The sequence below is a fragment of the Micromonospora sp. AMSO1212t genome (genome assembly GCF_008868145.1).
Taxonomy (GTDB): Bacteria; Actinomycetota; Actinomycetes; order Mycobacteriales; family Micromonosporaceae; genus Micromonospora; species Micromonospora tulbaghiae.
In genome coordinates this window covers 1-17877 of the sequence record NZ_WBKS01000054.1, presented here as the reverse complement: position 1 = coordinate 17877, position 17877 = coordinate 1, and the positions used below count along the sequence as shown (strand labels likewise).

The 17877-nt window shown below is 73.2% G+C and carries 16 protein-coding genes; 11 read left to right on the top strand and 5 right to left on the bottom strand.

Annotated elements, in window-relative coordinates; genetic code table 11:
* Positions 1–6 precede the first annotated feature (6 nt).
* Entirely contained in the window at positions 7–1149 is a 1143-nt protein-coding gene (locus F8279_RS15895) for a cystathionine gamma-synthase (RefSeq protein ID WP_091418541.1), read from the bottom strand.
* Between the two features lie 100 nt (positions 1150–1249).
* Positions 1250–2296 carry a YncE family protein gene (locus tag F8279_RS15890; RefSeq protein ID WP_151500365.1) on the bottom strand — a complete coding sequence of 349 codons (1047 nt, stop codon included), beginning with the start codon at positions 2294–2296 and terminating at the stop codon, positions 1250–1252.
* Positions 2297–2531: 235 nt separating this feature from the next.
* Between F8279_RS15890 and F8279_RS15885 the strand changes: the two genes are divergently transcribed.
* Positions 2532–2945: an HIT family protein gene (locus F8279_RS15885; protein WP_151500364.1), complete on the top strand. Its 414-nt coding sequence runs from the start codon at positions 2532–2534 to the stop codon at positions 2943–2945.
* A gap of 76 nt (positions 2946–3021) precedes the next feature.
* Positions 3022–3681, top strand: coding sequence for a peptide-methionine (S)-S-oxide reductase MsrA (gene msrA / locus F8279_RS15880; protein WP_151500363.1), 660 nt, complete (start codon positions 3022–3024; stop codon positions 3679–3681).
* Between the two features lie 126 nt (positions 3682–3807).
* Here the strand turns inward: msrA and F8279_RS15875 are convergent, their stop codons facing one another.
* Complete coding sequence (locus tag F8279_RS15875; RefSeq protein WP_151500362.1) at positions 3808–4275, bottom strand: hypothetical protein; 468 nt, start codon at positions 4273–4275, stop codon at positions 3808–3810.
* A 205-nt stretch (positions 4276–4480) separates the two neighbouring features.
* On the opposite strand from F8279_RS15875, the gene F8279_RS15870 reads away from it, so the two are divergent.
* The 5 genes from F8279_RS15870 to F8279_RS15850 all read left to right on the top strand — a co-directional run bounded on the left by F8279_RS15870 (position 4481) and on the right by F8279_RS15850 (position 11035).
* On the top strand, positions 4481–6271 hold the full coding sequence (locus tag F8279_RS15870; protein ID WP_151500361.1) for an N-acetylglutaminylglutamine amidotransferase: 1791 nt from the start codon (positions 4481–4483) through the stop codon (positions 6269–6271).
* A 2-nt stretch (positions 6272–6273) separates the two neighbouring features.
* The gene (ngg, locus tag F8279_RS15865; protein ID WP_151500360.1) at positions 6274–8112 is read left to right on the top strand and encodes an N-acetylglutaminylglutamine synthetase; all 1839 of its coding nucleotides are present in this window, start codon (positions 6274–6276) and stop codon (positions 8110–8112) included.
* Positions 8109–9293 (top strand): osmoprotectant NAGGN system M42 family peptidase, encoded by a 1185-nt coding sequence (locus F8279_RS15860; RefSeq protein ID WP_151500359.1) that lies wholly within the window; start codon positions 8109–8111, stop codon positions 9291–9293. Before ngg ends, F8279_RS15860 begins: the two co-directional genes overlap by 4 nt.
* Before the next feature lie 306 nt (positions 9294–9599).
* A complete protein-coding gene (locus F8279_RS15855) occupies positions 9600–10529 on the top strand; it encodes a ribonuclease Z (protein WP_151500358.1) in 930 nt (309 codons plus the stop codon).
* Positions 10526–11035, top strand: coding sequence for a GNAT family N-acetyltransferase (locus F8279_RS15850; protein WP_151500357.1), 510 nt, complete (start codon positions 10526–10528; stop codon positions 11033–11035). Before F8279_RS15855 ends, F8279_RS15850 begins: the two co-directional genes overlap by 4 nt.
* A 39-nt stretch (positions 11036–11074) precedes the next feature.
* Here F8279_RS15850 and F8279_RS15845 read toward each other — a convergent pair whose 3' ends face one another.
* Together F8279_RS15845 and F8279_RS15840 are read right to left on the bottom strand one after the other, a co-directional pair.
* Positions 11075–12445, bottom strand: coding sequence for a cystathionine beta-synthase (locus F8279_RS15845; RefSeq protein ID WP_091418516.1), 1371 nt, complete (start codon positions 12443–12445; stop codon positions 11075–11077).
* A gap of 78 nt (positions 12446–12523) precedes the next feature.
* Positions 12524–12880, bottom strand: a complete 357-nt coding sequence (locus F8279_RS15840; RefSeq protein ID WP_013474058.1) for a YkvA family protein — start codon at positions 12878–12880, stop codon at positions 12524–12526.
* A gap of 140 nt (positions 12881–13020) precedes the next feature.
* Here F8279_RS15840 and F8279_RS15835 point away from each other — a divergent pair, with 140 nt between their 5' ends.
* The 4 genes from F8279_RS15835 to F8279_RS15820 are packed head-to-tail and all read left to right on the top strand — an operon-like array spanning position 13021 to position 17748.
* Positions 13021–14067, top strand: a complete 1047-nt coding sequence (locus F8279_RS15835) for an SGNH/GDSL hydrolase family protein (RefSeq protein WP_151500356.1) — start codon at positions 13021–13023, stop codon at positions 14065–14067.
* Between the two features lie 22 nt (positions 14068–14089).
* Positions 14090–14902 carry an SGNH/GDSL hydrolase family protein gene (locus F8279_RS15830; RefSeq protein ID WP_091418512.1) on the top strand — a complete coding sequence of 271 codons (813 nt, stop codon included), beginning with the start codon at positions 14090–14092 and terminating at the stop codon, positions 14900–14902.
* Positions 14903–14960: 58 nt separating this feature from the next.
* On the top strand, positions 14961–16223 hold the full coding sequence (locus F8279_RS15825) for an acetyl-CoA C-acetyltransferase (protein ID WP_151500355.1): 1263 nt from the start codon (positions 14961–14963) through the stop codon (positions 16221–16223).
* A 40-nt stretch (positions 16224–16263) separates the two neighbouring features.
* Entirely contained in the window at positions 16264–17748 is a 1485-nt protein-coding gene (locus F8279_RS15820) for a CYTH and CHAD domain-containing protein (protein WP_151500354.1), read from the top strand.
* The last annotated feature ends 129 nt before the right edge of the window (positions 17749–17877 follow it).

Genomic DNA, 17877 nt, shown 5'->3' with positions numbered 1-17877 from the left:
CAGCGGTCAGCCCAGGGCCTGCTCCAGATCTGCGAGCAGGTCGTCGACCGTCTCGATGCCGACAGACAGTCGCACGAGATCGCCGGGAACTTCAAGCGGCGAGCCCGCAGCGCTCGCGTGTGTCATCCGGCCGGGGTGCTCGATCAGGGACTCCACGCCGCCCAGCGACTCGGCGAGCACGAACAGCCGGGCCCGGTTGCAGATCTCCACGGCGTGCTCCTCGCCGCCCGCCGCGCGGAACGAGATCATGCCGCCGAACCGGCGCATCTGCTTGGCGGCCACCTCGTGGCCGGGGTGCGAGGGCAGGCCCGGGTAGAGGACCTGGGCGACCTTGGCGTGTCCGTCCAGGTAGGCCGCGATCCGCTCGGCGTTGTCGCAGTGCCGGTCCATCCGTACGCCGAGGGTCTTGATGCCGCGCAGGGTGAGCCACGCGTCGAACGGGCCGTTCACCGCTCCCATCGCGTTCTGGTGGTAGCGCAGCTCCTCGCCGAGCGCGCGGTCCGCCGCGACGAGCGCGCCGCCGACCACGTCGGAGTGCCCGCCGACGTACTTGGTCGTGGAGTGCACCACCACGTCCGCGCCGAACGCGATCGGCTGCTGGAGGTACGGCGAGGCGAACGTGTTGTCGACCACCAGCAGCGCGCCGGCGTCGTGTGCCACAGCGGCCAGCGCGGCGATGTCCGCGATGCCGAGCAGCGGGTTGGTCGGCGTCTCCACCCAGACGATCCTGGTGGTGCCCGGGCGGATCGCGGCGCGCACGGCGTCCGGGTCGGAGACCTTCGCCGGGGTGTACGCCAGGCCCCAGCGCTCGGCCACCTTGGCGAAGAGCCGGTAGGTGCCGCCGTACGCGTCGTCGGGGATCACCACGTGGTCGCCCGGCTTGCAGACGGTCCGTAGCAGCGCGTCCTCGGCGGCCAGACCGCTGGCGAAGGCGAGCCCCACCGGACCGCCCTCGAGCGCGGCCAGGCACTCCTGGAGCGCGTCCCGGGTCGGGTTGCCGGAGCGGCTGTACTCGTAGCCCTCGCGGGGCGCGCCGACGGCGTCCTGGGCGTACGTGCTGGTCTGGTAGATCGGGGGGATCACCGCACCGGTGCGGGCCTCCGGGTCCTGACCGGCGTGGATGGCGAGTGTCTCGAAGCCGTGGCTCATGCCCTCGAAGGCTAGTCCCTGCGTCCGCCCTCGGTACGCGATGTCCCCGTCGCGGGGTGCCGCGCCGCTCCCACCCGTCGGCGGGAGCGGCGCGGGACGGTCAGACCGCCGGTACCGGCAGCACGTGCAGGGTGGCCGGGCGGGCGCCGGTCCAGTCCGAGGTGATCGCGTAGAGCCGGGCGCCGTTGGGAGACCAGGCCAGCCCTCCGGGTACGAGGTCCGCGCCCAGCTCGAACCGGGCCTGCTCGGTGCCGTCCAGCCCGAACACGAACACGTCCGGGTCGTAGGAGGCGTCGGCACCGCCGGCCACCCGGGTGCCGTCCCGGGTCAGCTCGACCGCGTTGGGGTAGGCGCCGGTCCGGAACGTCGCCGTCGGGGCGGTGATGGCGGCGAGCGGGAACGCCTGCACCTCGTACGGAGCACCGGAGGCGGTGTAGACGGTGTCGCCGGCCGGGTTCAGGGCGATGTCCCGCAGGTTGCTGCCGACTGCCATGAAGTCGTTCGTCCGCAGGAAGCTGAGCGCGCCGCCGGTGCCGATGGCGTAGGCGTCGACCGACGCCGGGCTCACCCCCGGCTGGCCGACCAGCAGCACGGTGCGGTTCTGCTGGGGGGCGGTCATCAGCGGCGCGCCGTAGTAGGTCTCCCGGCCCAGGCCGGTGGTGAGGACGGCCGGCTGGCGGCCCAGGTCGAGCCGGCCGATGTTGCCGTCCCACCCGCCGCAGCCGTATCCGAACCACAGGAAGCGGCCGGTCAGCGCGAGCGAGGAGGGACAGGCTGCCGTGCCGGTGTCGAACCGGGCGAACTCGGTGAGGGTGCCGGTGTTCACCGCCGCGATCGCGTTCGCCGACGGCAACGCCACGTAGAGCGTCTGCCGGTCCGCGCTGAGCTGGAGGTCGGTCGGGCCGGGCAGGCCGGACAGGGTGCTGACCAGGTCGCCGTTCGCGGCGGTCACCACCACGTCGGTGGAGTTCCGGCCGCCGCTGACGAAGATCCGGTCGCCGGCCGCGACCACGTCGGCGGCGTCGGCGATCGGCAGGGGTACGGCCCGGGGCGCGGCCGCGGCGGAGGCGGACACGCCGGGTACGGCGGCGAGCAGCATGCCGGTGAGCGCGGCCAGGGCCGGCGCGAGGCGTCTGTCGAGGCGCAAGGGTGTTCCCTTCACGAGGTCGGCCGCGGCGGTGGCCACGGCCGGATGGCTGCCGGACCGTCCTCGGAGGCGGTCGGTGAGCACACCGGACGGGGACCGGGCCGGTCCCCGTCGCGCGTCAGCACCATCGCCCCCGAGCGTGCTGATCCAGACCTGTGAATAGTTACCACAATCGCTGGACGCCGTGGGGGCGGTGCGCCGCGCGCGGCGGCCCGGACGGGCATACCCTGCCCGGATGAGCGGCTGCGTGTTCTGCGGGATCGTGGCGGGCGAGGTGCCGGCCTTCCGGGTGACCGACGAGCCGGACGGGGTCGCGTTCCTCGACACCCGGCCGGTGTTCAAGGGCCACGTGCTGGTGGTGCCCCGCACCCACCTGGTCACCCTGTCCGACCTGCCCGCCGACGCGCTGCCCGGCTACTTCCGGCTGGTGCAACGGATGGCCGTGGCGGTGGAGTCCGGTCTCGGCTCCGGTGGGACGTTCGTGGCGATGAACAACCGGGTGTCCCAGTCCGTACCGCACCTGCACACCCACGTGGTGCCCCGGACCAAGGGCGACGGGCTGCGCGGCTTCTTCTGGCCGCGTACCCGGTACGCCGACGACGCCGAGGCGACGGAGTTCGCCGGGGCGATCTCGGCGGCGCTGGCCTGACCCCGGCGTGGGCGGGTAAGGAACCGGGGGGCGACGCTGTTGCACACGCTGGGAAAGCCAAGAGAGGAGTCCCACCGTGTTCCTCCGCCGCATGAAGGCCGAAATGATCTCTCCTGACCAGGCCCTGCCGGGCCGCCCGATCGCGATGCCGATCGCCGACCGGCACGAGGTCCTGCCCTCCTCACTGAAGGGCCCGTTCCCCGAGGGCGCGCAGGTCGCCGTCTTCGGCATGGGCTGCTTCTGGGGCGCCGAGCGGCTGTTCTGGACCCTCCCCGGCGTGATCACCACGTCCGCCGGTTACGCGGGCGGGTACACCACCAACCCGACGTATGAGGAGGTCTGCTCCGGCATGACCGGGCACGCCGAGGTGGTCCAGGTGGTCTACGACCCGTCGAAGATCGCCTACGAGGACCTGCTGAAGGTCTTCTGGGAGAACCACGACCCGACCCAGGGCATGCGCCAGGGCAACGACGTGGGCACCCAGTACCGCTCGGCGATCTACACCACGACCGACGAGCAGCTCGCCGCCGCCAAGGCGTCGCGGGACGCGTTCGCGCCGATCGTGACCCGGGCCGGCAAGGGTGAGATCACCACCGAGATCACTCCGCTCGGCGACTACTACTTCGCCGAGGACTACCACCAGCAGTACCTGGCTCCGACGAAGAACCCGAACGGCTACTGCAACCACGGACCGAACGGGCTGAGCTGCCCGGTCGGTGTGGCCCGCACCGCGTAGCCAGACCCGAGCACTGCCCCACTCGGGCCCTCGTCCTCCAGGGACGAGGGCCCGAACGCGTGGCGAAACGCAGGGTGTACCCACCTGGCCGGGGTGGCGGGGCGGCGCGGTCGCCGCGCTTCGCGCTCACTCGTCGGTCGGGCGCGTGACCGGCCCGAAGTCGTCGGCGCTGGGCGCGGCCAGGATCCGATGCAGGTCGGGATCGGCGTGCACCTCGGCGGTGTGCCGCCATTCCGCGAGCAGCTGGGACACCGCCGCGGTGCTGCCGACGGCCGCTGCGGCCTCGGCCGTGGCGATGAACTCATCGGTCATCTGCTCGGCGTCCCCCTGCGGCAGGAACCGCATCCAGGGCAGCACGGTCGGAAGCGTCTCACGGACCAGGGCCGGCTCTCGCCGCGCCAGGCCGGCCAGCAGCCGCGCGGTCAGGTCGACCACCTCCGCCTCGGCCTCAGCCCGTTCGGCGGACATCAGCACCAGGTCGGCGGCGTCGCGGCGACGCAGCCGCAGCGCCCGGGTACGGGCCAGCCGTTCCGCGGTTTCCGTCGGCCGGCGCAGCAACTCGGAGAACGGCACCGACTCCAAGGGCACGGACACGACATCAACACTACTTCAGAAGTAGCACGCTGCGGCATTCCTCACACTGCCGCGAGAGCCGAATCCCGACATCTGGTGGAGTGAGGCAGGAACCGAAGGCATGACAGGCGACCACCCTGCGTGACGGCGCATCGTAGCAAGCTGTCACACGTTCGTCATCGTCTCAACAGGCGAACTGCAACAAGCTCTGGCAGCATTGGCTCGTATGTGCGGACTTGCGGGAGAGTTCCGCCGTGACGGTTCACGCGCCGACGTCTCGGCCGTGGAGCGGATGGCGGCCACGATGAGTGACCGAGGGCCCGACGACAGCGGCGTCTGGTCGCAGGGCCCGACCGCGCTGGGGCACCGGCGCCTGAAGATCATCGACCTGTCCGCGGCGAGCGGCCAACCCATCGTGGACGCCGCCGCCGGGCTCACCGGTGTCTTCAACGGCTGCATCTACAACTATCGAGAGCTGCGCGCCGAGCTGCAGGCCAAGGGCCACCGGTTCTTCTCGTCCGGCGACAGCGAGGTCGTGGTCAAGGCGTACGCCGAGTGGGGGCTCGACTTCGTCGACCACCTGATCGGCATGTTCGCCGTGGCGATCAGCGAGCGCGACACCGGCCGCCTGGTGCTGGCCCGGGACCGCCTCGGCATCAAGCCGCTCTACCTGGCCGAGAGCCCCGGCGTGGTGCGGTTCGCCTCGACCCTGCCGGCGCTGCTCGCCGGTGGCGGCGTCGACACCACGATCGACCGGGTGGCGCTCGCCCACTACCTGAGCTTCCACAGCATCGTGCCGCCGCCGCGCACCATCCTGGCCGGCGTCACCAAGCTCCCCCCGGCCACGGTCCGGGTGTACGAGGCGGACGGCTCCACCCACGAGCGGGTGTACTGGGATCCGGCGTTCAGCCGTGCCACCGAGCGGGCCGGCTGGTCCGAGCGGGACTGGGAGGACGCGCTGCTCGACTCGCTGACCACCGCCGTACGCCGCCGCATGGTGGCCGACGTGCCGGTGGGCGTGCTGCTCTCCGGCGGCCTCGACTCCAGCCTGGTGGTCGCGCTGCTCGCCGGCGAGGGGCAGGCGCGGTCCGGCCTGGCCACGTTCTCCATCGGCTTCGACGCGGTCGGCGGCCGGGAGGGCGACGAGTTCGTCTACTCCGACCTGGTGGCGAAGACGTTCGGCACCGACCACCACCAGATCCGGGTGCCCACCGGCGACCTGCTGCCGCCGCTGGAGGCCGCCGTCGCGTCCATGAGCGAGCCCATGGTCAGCCACGACTGCGTCGCGTTCTGGCTGCTCAGCCAGGAGGTCGCGAAGCACGTCAAGGTGGTGCAGTCGGGCCAGGGCGCGGACGAGATCCTGGGCGGCTACCACTGGTACCCGCCGCTGGCCGGGGTGGACCGGGAGCAGGCGCTCGAGACGTACGCGAAGGCGTTCTTCGACCGCGACGCGGCCGGACTGGCCCGGGTGCTCAACCCGGCGTGGCTGGCCGACGGCGACCCGGCGCGGGAGTTCGTCGCCGCGCACCTGGGCCGCGCGGGGGCGCAGACCGCCGTCGACGCGGGCCTGCGGATCGACACCCAGGTCATGCTCACCGACGACCCGGTGAAGCGGGTCGACAACATGACCATGGCGCACGGGCTGGAGGCCCGGGTGCCGTTCCTCGACCACGAGTTCGTCGAGCTGGCCGCGAGCTGCCCGCCGGAGCTGAAGCTGGCCCAGGGCGGCAAGGGCGTGCTCAAGGAGATCGGCCGCCGGGTCCTGCCGCACGAGGTCATCGACCGGCCCAAGGGCTACTTCCCGGTGCCCGGACTCACCCACCTGGAGGGCAAGCTCCTCGACCGGGTACGCGACGCGCTCACCTCGCCGGAGGCGCGCCGTCGTGACCTGTTCCGCGCCGACTACGTCGACGCGCTGCTCGCCGACCCGAATGCCGAACTGACCCCGTTGAACGGAAACAAGCTGTGGCAACTGGGACTCCTGGAAATGTGGCTCCAGAGCCACGGAATCGACTGACCGTGACCGACACCCTCGCCACCGGAGCGGCGCGTACCGACCGGGAACGGGTGCTGGGGCGCCGCCGCGAACGCATCGGCCCCGGCGGTGACCCGGTCGCACCGGGTACGCCGGAGCCGCGACAGCCGGAGACCGCGTCCACCGACGCCTCGGGCGTGGTGCTGGACTGCGGCTGGGGCCGGCTGGTGTTCGGGCAGACGTTCGACGACCAGGTGCACGTGGCCGACGTGCTGCGTTCCGAGGCGGTCGGCGCCCGGGACATCTGCATCTACCTGCGCGACCCGCACGTGCTGGTGTCCCGGCTGCCGGACGAGCTGTTCATCGACCCGTCGCTGACCTACCGGCTGCCGCTGGGTGAGAAGCGGCCCGCCGCCACCGAGGGCGGCGAGGTGCCCGGGCTGACCGTCCGGCCGCTGCGTGACGCCGCCGACGCGGATGCCGTCAACCGGATCTACGCCCGCAACGGCATGGTCACCGCCCCGGTCGAGGTGCTCGTGGACAACGCCGGCACGGACCGGTTCCTGCACCTGGTGGCCGAGGACACCACCGGTGAGGTGGTCGGCACCATCACCGGCGTGGACCACGTCGCGGTCTTCGGCGACCCGGAGAACGGCGCCAGCCTGTGGTGCCTGACAGTCGACTTCAACACCGCCCCGCCCGGCACCGGGCAGGCGCTGCTCACCGCGCTCGCCGACCGGCTCGACGGGCGCGGCCGGGCGTTCGTGGACCTGTCCGTGCTGGCCGAGAACTCGGGTGCGATCCGGCTGTACGAGCGTCTCGGCTTCCACCGCACCGGCACGCTCTGCGTGAAGCGGAAGAACCCGATCAACGAGCGCCTGTTCCTGCCCGCCATGCCGCAGGGGTACGACGAGCTGAACCCGTACGCGAAGATCGTCGCGGACGAGGCGATGCGCCGCGGCATCCGGGTGGAGGTGACCGACCCCCACTGGGGTGAGCTGAAGCTGACCACCGGCGGCCGGACCATCCACACCCGCGAGTCGCTGTCGGAGCTGACCTCGGCTGTCGCGATGAGCCGCTGCGACGACAAGCGGGTGACCCGGCGCATCCTCACCGAGGCGGGGCTGTCGGTGCCGCGCGGGCGCACCGCCACCGGCGAGCCCGACGACGTGACGTTCCTCGACGACGTGGGTCCGGTGGTGGTCAAGCCGGCGCGCGGCGAGCAGGGCAACGGCATCACCGTCGGCGTGCGTACGCCGGAGGCCCTGACCACGGCCGTCGAGCTGGCCCGCCGGTTCTGCCCGGACGTGCTGATCGAGGAGCTGCGCGCGGGCGAGGACCTGCGGGTCGTGGTGATCGACCACGAGGTGGTCGCCGCCGCCGTACGCCGCCCGGCGCAGATCACCGGCGACGGCGTGCACGACATCACCGAGCTGATCGAGCGGCAGAGCCGCCGCCGGGCGGCCGCCACCGGCGGCGAGTCCCGCATCCCGGTCGACGACATGACCCGCGAGGTGGTGGCGGAGGCCGGGTACCGGATGCACGACGTGCTCCCGGAGGGCGAGGTGCTGGCGGTCCGCCGGACGGCCAACCTGCACACCGGCGGCACGATCCACGACGTGACAGCCGAGCTGCACCCGGCGATCGCCGAGGCGTGCGTCACTGCGAGCCGGGCGCTGGACATCCCGGTCACCGGGCTGGACCTGCTGGTTCCCGCCCCGGACCGGCCGGAACACGTCTTCATCGAGGCGAACGAGCGCCCCGGCCTCGCCAACCACGAGCCGCAGCCGACCGCCGAACGCTTCGTCGACCTGCTCTTCCCGGGTACCCGGGCACCGCAGCGACTCTGGTCGCCTGCCGGTGCGGCAGGCTCTGGGGCATGACCGCACGCAAACCCCAACCGCTCAAGCTCGACCTCGACTACCTCCGCCAGGTGCTGGTGGAGCTGCTGGAGATCCCCAGCCCGTCGGGGCGCACCGACCACATCCAGCAGTACGTGGGCGAGCGGCTCTCCGCGATCGGGATCAGCTCCACGCTGACCCGTCGCGGGGCGCTGAGCGCCTGTCTGCCCGGCCCCCGGTCGACCGGCGCCGACCGGGCGATCGTGGTGCACACCGACACCATCGGCGGCATGGTGAAGCGGCTGAAGGAGAACGGCCGGCTGGAGGTGAACCCGATCGGCACGCACAGCGCCCGCTTCGCCGAGGGCGCCCACGTGCGGATCTTCACCGACGACCTGGAGCGGGTCGTCACCGGCCAGGTGCTGCCGCTGAAGGCGAGCGGTCACCGCTACAACGAGGCGGTCGACCTCCAGGGCGTCGGCTGGGAGCTGGTCGAGGTGCGGGTGGACGAGCCGGTGCACGACGAGGCCGGGCTGCGGGCGCTCGGCATCGACGCCGGGGACTTCATCGCGTTCCTGCCCAACCCGACCATCACTCCGAACGGGTACGTGAAGTCCCGGCACCTGGACGACAAGGCGGGCGTGGCGGCGGTGCTGACCGCGTTCAAGGCGATGGTCGAAGCCGGGGTGACCCCGGCCGTCACCGCGCACCTGCTGGTCACCGTCACCGAGGAGATCGGCCACGGCGCCAGCCACGGGCTGGACCCGGACGTCGCGGAGATCGTGTCGGTGGACGCGGCGGTGGTCGCGCCGGGCCAGCAGTCCCGGGAGACCGCTGCGACGCTGGCGATGGGCGACGGGGTCGGCCCGTTCGACTACCACCTGACCCGCAACCTCGCCTCGATCGCCAAGGAGCACGGCGTCGACCTGGTCCGGGACGTGTTCGACTACTACCGCTCGGACGTGGCCGCGGCGGTCGAGGCCGGGGCGCACGCCCGGGTGGCGCTGCTCGGGTTCGGCGTGGACGCCACCCACGGCCACGAGCGCACCCACCTCGACGGCCTGCACCAGCTCACCCAGCTGCTCTGCCTCTACCTCCAGAGCCCGCTGGTCTTCCCGGAGTGGGACGCCGAGCCGGAGGGCGACCTGGCCGACTTCCCGTCGCTGGCGGTGCAGCCGGCGCACGAGGAGGGGCCGCGCGAGGGCCCGATCGGCCTGGACTGACGCCTGTGATCGAAATCCGTTGCCGCGGCCGCCGGGAAGTGGATAGCGTGGCGGTACACGGGAAAGGAGGTGGTCCAGACTTGTATAGCAATCGGACTCGTGAGGTGGCTGTCCGCTAGCCGCTGTCCTCGACAGTGAAAACTCGTCCGCCGCGAGGCGGGCACCTGCAGGATCGTCGAGACCGTGTGGCAGCGGTGCGGCGAAACCACGACAGCCACCCGACCCCCGGGGTGCCGGCCCAGTCCAGCCGGCCCGCGCGCGAGCGCGGAAGCCCCGGGGGTCGCTTTATGCGCTCGGGAGGGTGCCGTGTCCATGCGTGAGCTGGTGGTGCTCGGTACGGCCAGCCAGGCCCCGACCCGGCAGCGCAACCACAACGGCTACCTGCTGCGCTGGGACGACGAGGTGATCCTCTTCGACCCGGGCGAGGGCAGCCAGCGGCAGATGCTGCACACCGGGATCACCGCCACCGACCTGACCCGGATCTGCGTCACCCACTTCCACGGCGATCACTGCCTCGGCCTGCCCGGCACGATCCAGCGGCTCTCGCTGGACCGCGTACCGCACCCGGTGGCGGTGCACTTCCCGGCCGGCGGCGCCGAGTACTTCGCCCGGCTGCGCCACGCCTCCAGCTTCTACGAGACCGCCGAGCTCGCCGTCGAGCCGATCGACACCGACGGGCAGCGGATCACGCTCGGCATCGGCACGCTGGAGGCCCGCCGGCTGCGGCACCCGATCGAGACGTACGGGTACCGGCTGGTCGAGCCGGACGGCTGCCGGATGCTGCCGGAGCGGCTGGCCGCGTACGGCATCGCCGGTCCGGACACCGGAAGGCTGCTGCGCGAGGGCCACCTGGACCGCGACGGACGTCGCGTCACCCGCGACGAGGTGAGCGTGACCCGGCCGGGGCAGCGGTTCGCCTTCGTGATGGACACCGGGCTCTGCGACGGCGTGTACGCGCTGGCCGAGCACGCCGACCTGCTGGTGATCGAGTCGACGTTCCTGGAGTCGGAGGCGGCGCTCGCCGCCGAGGTCGGGCACCTCACGGCCGGACAGGCCGCGCGGGTGGCGGCCGAGTCGGGGGTACGCACGCTCGTGCTCACCCACTTCTCCCAGCGGTACGCCGACCCGCGCCGCTTCCACGACGAGGCCCGGGAGCACTTCTCCGGTGATCTGGTGATCGCCGAGGATCTCCAGACGGTGCAGGTGCCGCCTCGGCGGGTACCGTCGCCCGGGTGACGATCTCCATACGTTCCGCGACCGAGGCCGACCTGATGGCGGTCGGCGCCCTGCACCAGCGCTCACGGGTGGCGGCGTACTCGTCGTTCCTGCCGCCCGAAGCACTCGCCGACCCGGCACCGGAGGCGATGGGGCGCTACTGGGTGGAACGGCTGACCTGGGAGGGCGCCGACCACCGGATGACGGTGGCCGAGCGGGACGGGCGGCTGGTGGGGTTCAGCTACCTCGGGCCGGACGACGAGGGCGATCCGGCGACCGGGCTGCTCAACGCGATCCACCTCGAGCCGTCCGAGCGGGGCCGGGGAACCGGGCGGGCGCTGATGGTGGACGCGCTGGACGCGATGCGGGCCCGGGGGTGGACCCGCGCCACGCTCTGGGTGCTGCGCGAGAACACCCACGCGCGCCGGTTCTACGAGCGCGGCGGCTGGATCCTCACCGGTCTGCAGCGGGACGAGCACATCGGTTCGGCGCTGGTGCCGCAACTGCGGTACGCCCGCGAGCTGTGAACGGGCGGGGGCCCCGGAGTGCCGGGGCCCCCGCCCCGCTCAGCGCGCGCCGAGGTGGGCGAGCAGGTCCTGCCGGGTCAGCACGCCCTTGGGCTTGCCGTCGACCAGCACCAGCGCCGCGTCCGCCTTCTCCAGCAGCCCGACCGCCTCGCTCACCGGCTGCCCGCCGCCGATCATCGGCAGCGGCTCGCCCATGTGCCGCTCGATCGTGTCGTGCAGGTGGGCCTGGCCGGTGAACAGGGCGTCGAGCAGGTCCTTCTCCGCGATGGAGCCGGCCACCTCGCCGGTCACCACCGGCGGCTCGGCCTTGAGCACCGGGAGCTGGGAGACGCCGTACTCGCGCATGTAGTCGATCGCGTCGCGGACCGTCTCGGTCGGGTGCACGTGCACCAGCTCGGGCAGCCCGCCGGGCTTGCCGGCGAGCGCGTCGGCGACTGTCGGCTCGGTGCCCGAGTCGTCCAGGAAGCCGTACCGGGCCATCCACTTGTCGTTGAAGATCTTCGACAGGTAGCCCCGGCCACCGTCCGGCAACAGCACCACGATCACGTCGTCCGGGCCGGCCTTGCGGGCCACCTCCAGCGCGCCCACCACGGCCATGCCGCAGGAGCCGCCGACCAGCAGACCCTCCTCGCGGGCCAGCCGGCGGGTCATCTCGAACGACTCCTTGTCCGACACCTCGACGATCTCGTCGGCGACCGACCGGTCGTACGTCTCCGGCCAGAAGTCCTCGCCGACGCCCTCGACCAGGTACGGCCGGCCGGTGCCGCCGGAGTAGACCGAGCCCTCCGGGTCCGCGCCGATCACCTTGACCCGGCCCTCGGACGCCTCCTTGAGGTAGCGGCCGATGCCGGAGATGGTGCCGCCGGTGCCGACGCCCGTGACGAAGTGGGTGATCTTGCCCTCGGTCTGCCGCCACAGCTCCGGGCCGGTCGTCTCGTAGTGCGAGCGCGGGTTGGCCGGGTTGCTGTACTGGTTGGGCTTCCACGCTCCGGGGATCTCCCGGGCCAGCCGGTCGGAGACGTTGTAGTAGGAGCGCGGGTCCTCCGGCGCGACGGCGGTCGGGCAGACCACCACCTCGGCGCCGTACGCGCGCAGCACGTCCTGCTTGTCCTGGCTGACCTTGTCCGGGCAGACGAAGACGCAGCGGTAGCCCCTGAGCTGGGCCACCAGGGCCAGCCCGACGCCCGTGTTGCCGCTGGTCGGCTCCACGATCGTGCCGCCGGGACGCAGGATGCCCGCCTTCTCGGCGTCCTCCACCATGCGCAGCGCGATCCGGTCCTTGACCGAGCCGCCCGGGTTGACGTACTCCACCTTCGCCAGCACGGTGGCCTGGATGCCCTCGGTGACGTTGCGCAGGCGTACCAGCGGGGTGTTGCCGATCAGCTCGACGACGTTGTCGTAGTACTGCACCTCGTTGTGCCCTTCGTCGCGCCGCCGTCGGTTCCGGCGGCCGGCCAGCCCTCAGTTCGCCGACCAGCGTACGTGCCGTCAGGGCACCACATGCCCGGGGATGACGGAGCTGCGACGTGCCTCCCACTCCAGGAACCGCTCGGTCTCGGCGAGGACGCTGCCCGCCAGCCAGGTGACCATGACCGCGTCGTCGGCCAGCCCGAAGATCGCCAGCGGGATCTCCGGCAGCAGGTCGATCGGCGAGACGATGTACGCCGTCGCCCCGGCCATCAGCGCCAGGCGCAGGCCGCCGTCGTACTCGCCCCGGGTGGTCGCCCGGATCATCCGCGGCAGCGCCGCCAGCCGGGCCCCGAGCGACGGCCCGCCCCGCGTTCCCGCCGCCAGCGCCCGGGCCAGCGCGGCGAACGCGGCGCTGCGCTTCAACGTCTTCCCCATGATTTCGCCCCTCTCCGCCCGACCATGGTGCGGCCCGGTGGCAAGCCCGCGTCCGCTCCCCCATCGATACCCAGTCGGGACGCCGCCCAGCCATCCGATCACGGACAGCAGTGGTCGTACCGGCGCGATACTGTCGGTTCATGGGGGACGCTGGTTCCGTCGCGCCGGTCCGCCGGCAGCGCGCCCGGCAGATCGCCCGCCTCGCGGCGATCGGCACGGGCGCCACGGTGGCGGCCACCGCCGCCACCGGCGGGGTGCTGCTCGGCCAGGCCCGGCAGGCCCGCCGCACCATCCCGATGGCCCAGGCCCCGCCGCCGCGTTGCGACGGCGTCTACGGCGCGAGACTGCCCGGTCCGCCGGTCACCATGGTCATCCTGGGCGACTCCTCGGCGGCCGGGTACGGCGTGCACAGGCGCCGGGAGACGCCGGGCTCGCTGCTGGCCACCGGGCTGTCCCGCCGCCTGCACCGGCCGGTCCGGCTGCACCGCTTCGCCGTGGTCGGCGCGCTGTCGTCCGGGCTGAAGCCGCAGGTCGAGTCCGCGCTGGAGGTCGAGCCGGACGTGGCCGTGATACTGGTCGGCGGCAACGACGTCACCAACCGCACGCCGTTCCCGGTGGCAGTGCGCTACCTGGTCGACGCGGTCCGCACGCTGCGTGCGGCCGGTTGTGAGGTGGTCGTCGGCACCTGTCCCGACCTGGGCACCATCCGGCCGATCCAGCCGCCGCTGCGCTGGCTGGCCCGGCGCTGGAGCCGCCAGCTCGCCGCCGCGCAGACGGTCGCGGTGGTCGAGGCCGGCGGCCGTACCGTCTCGCTCGGCGACATGCTCGGGCCGCGCTTCGCCGCCGAGCCCGGCCGGATGTTCGCCTGGGACCGGTTCCACCCCTCCGCCGAGGGGTACGCGATAGCCGCGGCGGCGTTGCTGCCCACCGTGCTGTCCGCGCTGGGCGTCGTCCCGGAACGCAGGCCTGTCCTGCCCGGCGTGGAAGGCGTACGGTCGCTCCCGGAGGCCGCCCACCAGGCGGCCCGGCACGCCGGCACGGAGGTCAGCGGCGCCCAGCTCCGGGGTCGCGACCGCGGGCCGGGCGGGCGGTGGGCGCAGCTTCGCCGGCGGGCCTTCTTCGGCGTCGGCGCGGTGCCCCCGACCGGCAGCGCCGCCGACTCGGCAACGCTGGAGGGAACGGCATGAGCGAGCGAAGCGGGGTGCTGTCATGAGCGAGCGCGGTGAGGTGGCCCGGTGGGGCCGGGCCGCGGCCCTGTCGCTGCTGGCCGGCACCGTGGGCGGCGCGGCGGTCCTGGCCGGCCAGGCCATCGCCGCCCGCAGCCGCGAGTACGCCCAGCCCGAGCTGGGTCTGGTGCTGCGCGCGACGGTCGGCCGCGCGGACGCGCCGCCGCTGCGGCTGGTGCTGCTGGGCGACTCGTCGGCGCTCGGCGTAGGCGTCGACCGGTTCGAGGACACCATCGGCGGTCAGCTCGCCAACCTGCTCGCCGAGGGACCGGCCGGCCGCCGGGTGCAGCTGTCGAGCGTGGGGGTCTCCGGCTCGCGCGCCACCGACCTGGCCACCCAGGTGGCCCGGGCGCTGCTCGGCGAGCGGCCGGACGTGGCGGTGGTGCTGATCGGGGCGAACGACGCCACCGCGATGTCCCGGTCCGGTGACGCGGCGGCCTATCTCGGCTCGGCGGTACGCCGGCTGCGGGAGGCGCACGTCGAGGTGGTGGTGGGCACCTGCCCCGACCTCGGCGCGGTCCGCGCTGTCGCCGCGCCGCTGCGCCAGGTGCTCGGCTGGTCCGGGCGGCGGATGGCGCGGGCCCAGACGGCGGCCGTGCTGGACGCCGGTGGCACGGTGGTCGACCTGGGCACCGAGACCGGGCCGGTGTTCCGCGCGGACGCGGGCACGCTCTGCCACGACGGCTTCCACCCGTCGGCCGACGGCTACCGGGTCTGGGCGCACGCCCTGCTCCCGGCGGTCGAGGCGGCGGCGGCCGTCGCGTTCCGGCACCACCGCCGACCGCCCACGGGGTGACATTTCCCGCCCGCCGCACGCCTTCCCGGGCATGTTACCGGCGCGTTAACGTTGCTCCATGCCGATTGAGTCGCCCCGCGACGCCGTCATCGTCGCCACCGCCCGGTCCCCCATCGGCCGCGCGTTCAAGGGTTCCCTCCGCGAGGTCCGCCCGGACGACCTCGCCGCCACCATCGTCCAGGCCGCCCTCGACAAGGTCCCGGCGCTCGATCCCACCACCATCGACGACCTCTACCTCGGGTGCGGTCTGCCCGGCGGCGAGCAGGGCTTCAACATGGCCCGGGTGGTCGCCACGCTGATGGGCCTCGACGGTCTGCCCGGCGCCACGCTGACCCGCTACTGCGCGTCCTCGCTCCAGACCACCCGGATGGCGATGCACGCGATCCGGGCCGGTGAGGGCGACGTGTTCGTCTCCGCCGGTGTCGAGATGGTCTCCCGGTACGCCCGGGGCAACTCGGACACGCTGCCGCCGGAGGCGCAGGCCCTCGTCGGCGGCGGCTGGGAGAACCCCCGCTTCGCCGAGGCGCGCGAGCGTTCCGCGGCCCGCGCCCAGGGGGGCGCCGAGGTGTGGACCGACCCGCGCGAGGCCGGGCAGCTGCCCGACATCTACCTCGCCATGGGGCAGACCGCGGAGAACCTGGCCCAGGTGTACGACGTGACCCGCGAGGACATGGACGCGTTCGGCGTCCGCAGCCAGAACCTCGCCGAGAAGGCGATCGCGGACGGCTTCTGGGCCCGCGAGATCACTCCGGTGACCACGCCGGACGGCACCGTCGTCAGCACCGACGACGGTCCGCGCGCCGGGGTGACCCTGGAGGCCGTGGCCGGCCTGAAGCCGGTGTTCCGCCCGGACGGCCGGATCACCGCGGGCAACTGCTGCCCGCTCAACGACGGCGCCGCCGCCGTGGTGATCATGAGCGCCGAGCGGGCGTCCGAGCTGGGGCTCACCCCGCTGGCCCGGATCGTCTCCACCGGCGTCACCGGGCTCTCCCCCGAGATCATGGGTCTGGGCCCGGTCGAGGCGTCGAAGCAGGCGCTCAAGCGCGCCGGCATGACCATCGACGACGTCGACCTGGTCGAGATCAACGAGGCGTTCGCCGCCCAGGTGATCCCCTCGTACCGGCAGCTCGGCATCCCGGAGGAGAAGCTGAACGTCGCCGGTGGCGCGATCGCTGTCGGCCACCCGTTCGGCATGACCGGCGCCCGGATCACCGGCACGCTGCTCAACGCGCTGGAGTGGCACGACAAGACCATCGGGCTGGAGACCATGTGCGTCGGCGGTGGCCAGGGCATGGCGATGGTGCTCGAACGACTGAACTGAGACCGGTTCGCCGGAGCACGGGCCGGGTACGGGAGGCCGCATGGCGACCGTCGTGGAACGTGAGCGCAAGTACTCCGGCGACGAGGGTTTCCGGCTGCCCGACCTGACCGGGTGCGGTGGCGTCGTGACCATGTCCGACGCCACCGTCTCGGATCTGGACGCCGTCTACTGGGACACCGACGACCTGCTCCTGCTGCGCAGCGGGCACGCGCTGCGCCGGCGTACCGGCGGGCACGACGCGGGCTGGCATCTCAAGGTGGGCGCCGTCGGTGGCGCCCGGGTCGAGCACCAGTTTCCGGCCGGGGCGTCCGACGACGGCCCGCCGCCCGAGCTGGTCGCGCTGATCCGGGCCGCGTCGCGCGGTCGCCCCGTGGCTCCGGCGGCCCGGGTCGTCAACCGCCGCCGGGAACACCGGCTGCTGGACGCGGACGGCCGGGTGCTGGCCGAGGTGGCCGAGGACGACGTCCGGTCCGAGGATCTGGTGGACGGCACCGCGCGGACCTGGCACGAGATCGAGATCGAACTGGTCGAGGGCGACGAAGGGCTGCTCGACGCGCTGGGCGAACGGTTGCGCGCGGCCGGCGCCCGGGACGTGGCGGTCAGCAAGTCGCACCGGGCCGTCGCCGGCCGGATCGAGCGCTACGACGACCGGGAACCGGACGGCCCCGCGGCACCGGTCCTCGCGTACGTCCGGGCGCAGCGGGACGCGATCGTCGGCAACCACGCGGCCGCGTACCAGGGCGACGAGGACGCGGTCCACGACATGCGCGTCGCGACCCGCCGGTTGCGGGCGACGCTGCGGACGTTCCGGGGCCTGTGGGACCGCCGGGAGAGCGAGGCGGTCCGGGCCGAGCTGCGCCGCCTCGGCGGCGAGCTGGGCCGGGTCCGCGACACCCAGGTGATGGCCGCCCGGCTCACCGAGGCGGTGCACGAGCTGCCGGACGAGCTGGTGCTCGGCCCGGTGGCCGCGCGGATCGGCGAACGGTTCGCCGCCGACCTGGCCGAGGCGACCACCGCGCTGCGGTCCGCGCTGGACGCCGACCGCTATCCCGCCCTGCTGGCCCGCCTGGACCGGCTGGCCGACGTCCCGCCGGCCGACGTCGGCCGGCACTGGGTCGACCGCCGGGTCCGCAAGGCGGTACGCCGCGCGGACGAGCGGCTGGACCGGGCGTTCACGGTCGACGGGCCGGACGGGGACGCGGCGTTGCACGAGGCACGCAAGAAGCTCAAGGCCGCCCGCTACGCGGTGGAGGTGCGCGAGCCGGCCGCCGGCAAGCGGGCCTCGCGGCTGGTGAAGCGGTTCAAGGCGCTCCAGGATCTGCTCGGCACCCACCAGGACTCGGTGGTCACGCGGGAGGTGCTCCGGCGGCAGGCGCTCCAGGCGTACGCCGACGGCGAGAACACGTTCACCTACGGCCTGATGCACGCGAGGCAGGCGGAGGCCGCCGGCCACGACCGCCCCGCCGTCCTGCGCGCACGCGACCGGTCAAGACACCGCAAGGTACGCCGCTGGCTGAAGCCCTGACCGACCCTCCCGCTCCCCGTCCCCACTCCGTCGATCATGAAGTTGACGGGGATCCGCGTCCGTTTTGTCGCCGTCAACTTCATGATCGACGGAGTGGGGACGGGGAGCGGGAGGGTCGGTCAGGGCTTC

Bases quoted from the DNA above. Each gene is read 5' to 3' on its own strand.
- F8279_RS15885 (WP_151500364.1), top strand. From the start codon at position 2,532: ATGAGCGGCTGCGTGTTCTGCGGGATCGTGGCGGGCGAGGTGCCGGCC.
- F8279_RS15825 (WP_151500355.1), top strand. From the start codon at position 14,961: ATGCCGATTGAGTCGCCCCGCGACGCCGTCATCGTCGCCACCGCCCGG.
- F8279_RS15820 (WP_151500354.1), top strand. From the start codon at position 16,264: ATGGCGACCGTCGTGGAACGTGAGCGCAAGTACTCCGGCGACGAGGGT.
- F8279_RS15860 (WP_151500359.1), top strand. From the start codon at position 8,109: ATGACCGCACGCAAACCCCAACCGCTCAAGCTCGACCTCGACTACCTC.
- F8279_RS15895 (WP_091418541.1), bottom strand. From the start codon at position 1,149: ATGAGCCACGGCTTCGAGACACTCGCCATCCACGCCGGTCAGGACCCG.
- F8279_RS15870 (WP_151500361.1), top strand. From the start codon at position 4,481: ATGTGCGGACTTGCGGGAGAGTTCCGCCGTGACGGTTCACGCGCCGAC.
- F8279_RS15830 (WP_091418512.1), top strand. From the start codon at position 14,090: ATGAGCGAGCGCGGTGAGGTGGCCCGGTGGGGCCGGGCCGCGGCCCTG.
- F8279_RS15840 (WP_013474058.1), bottom strand. From the start codon at position 12,880: ATGGGGAAGACGTTGAAGCGCAGCGCCGCGTTCGCCGCGCTGGCCCGG.
- F8279_RS15835 (WP_151500356.1), top strand. From the start codon at position 13,021: ATGGGGGACGCTGGTTCCGTCGCGCCGGTCCGCCGGCAGCGCGCCCGG.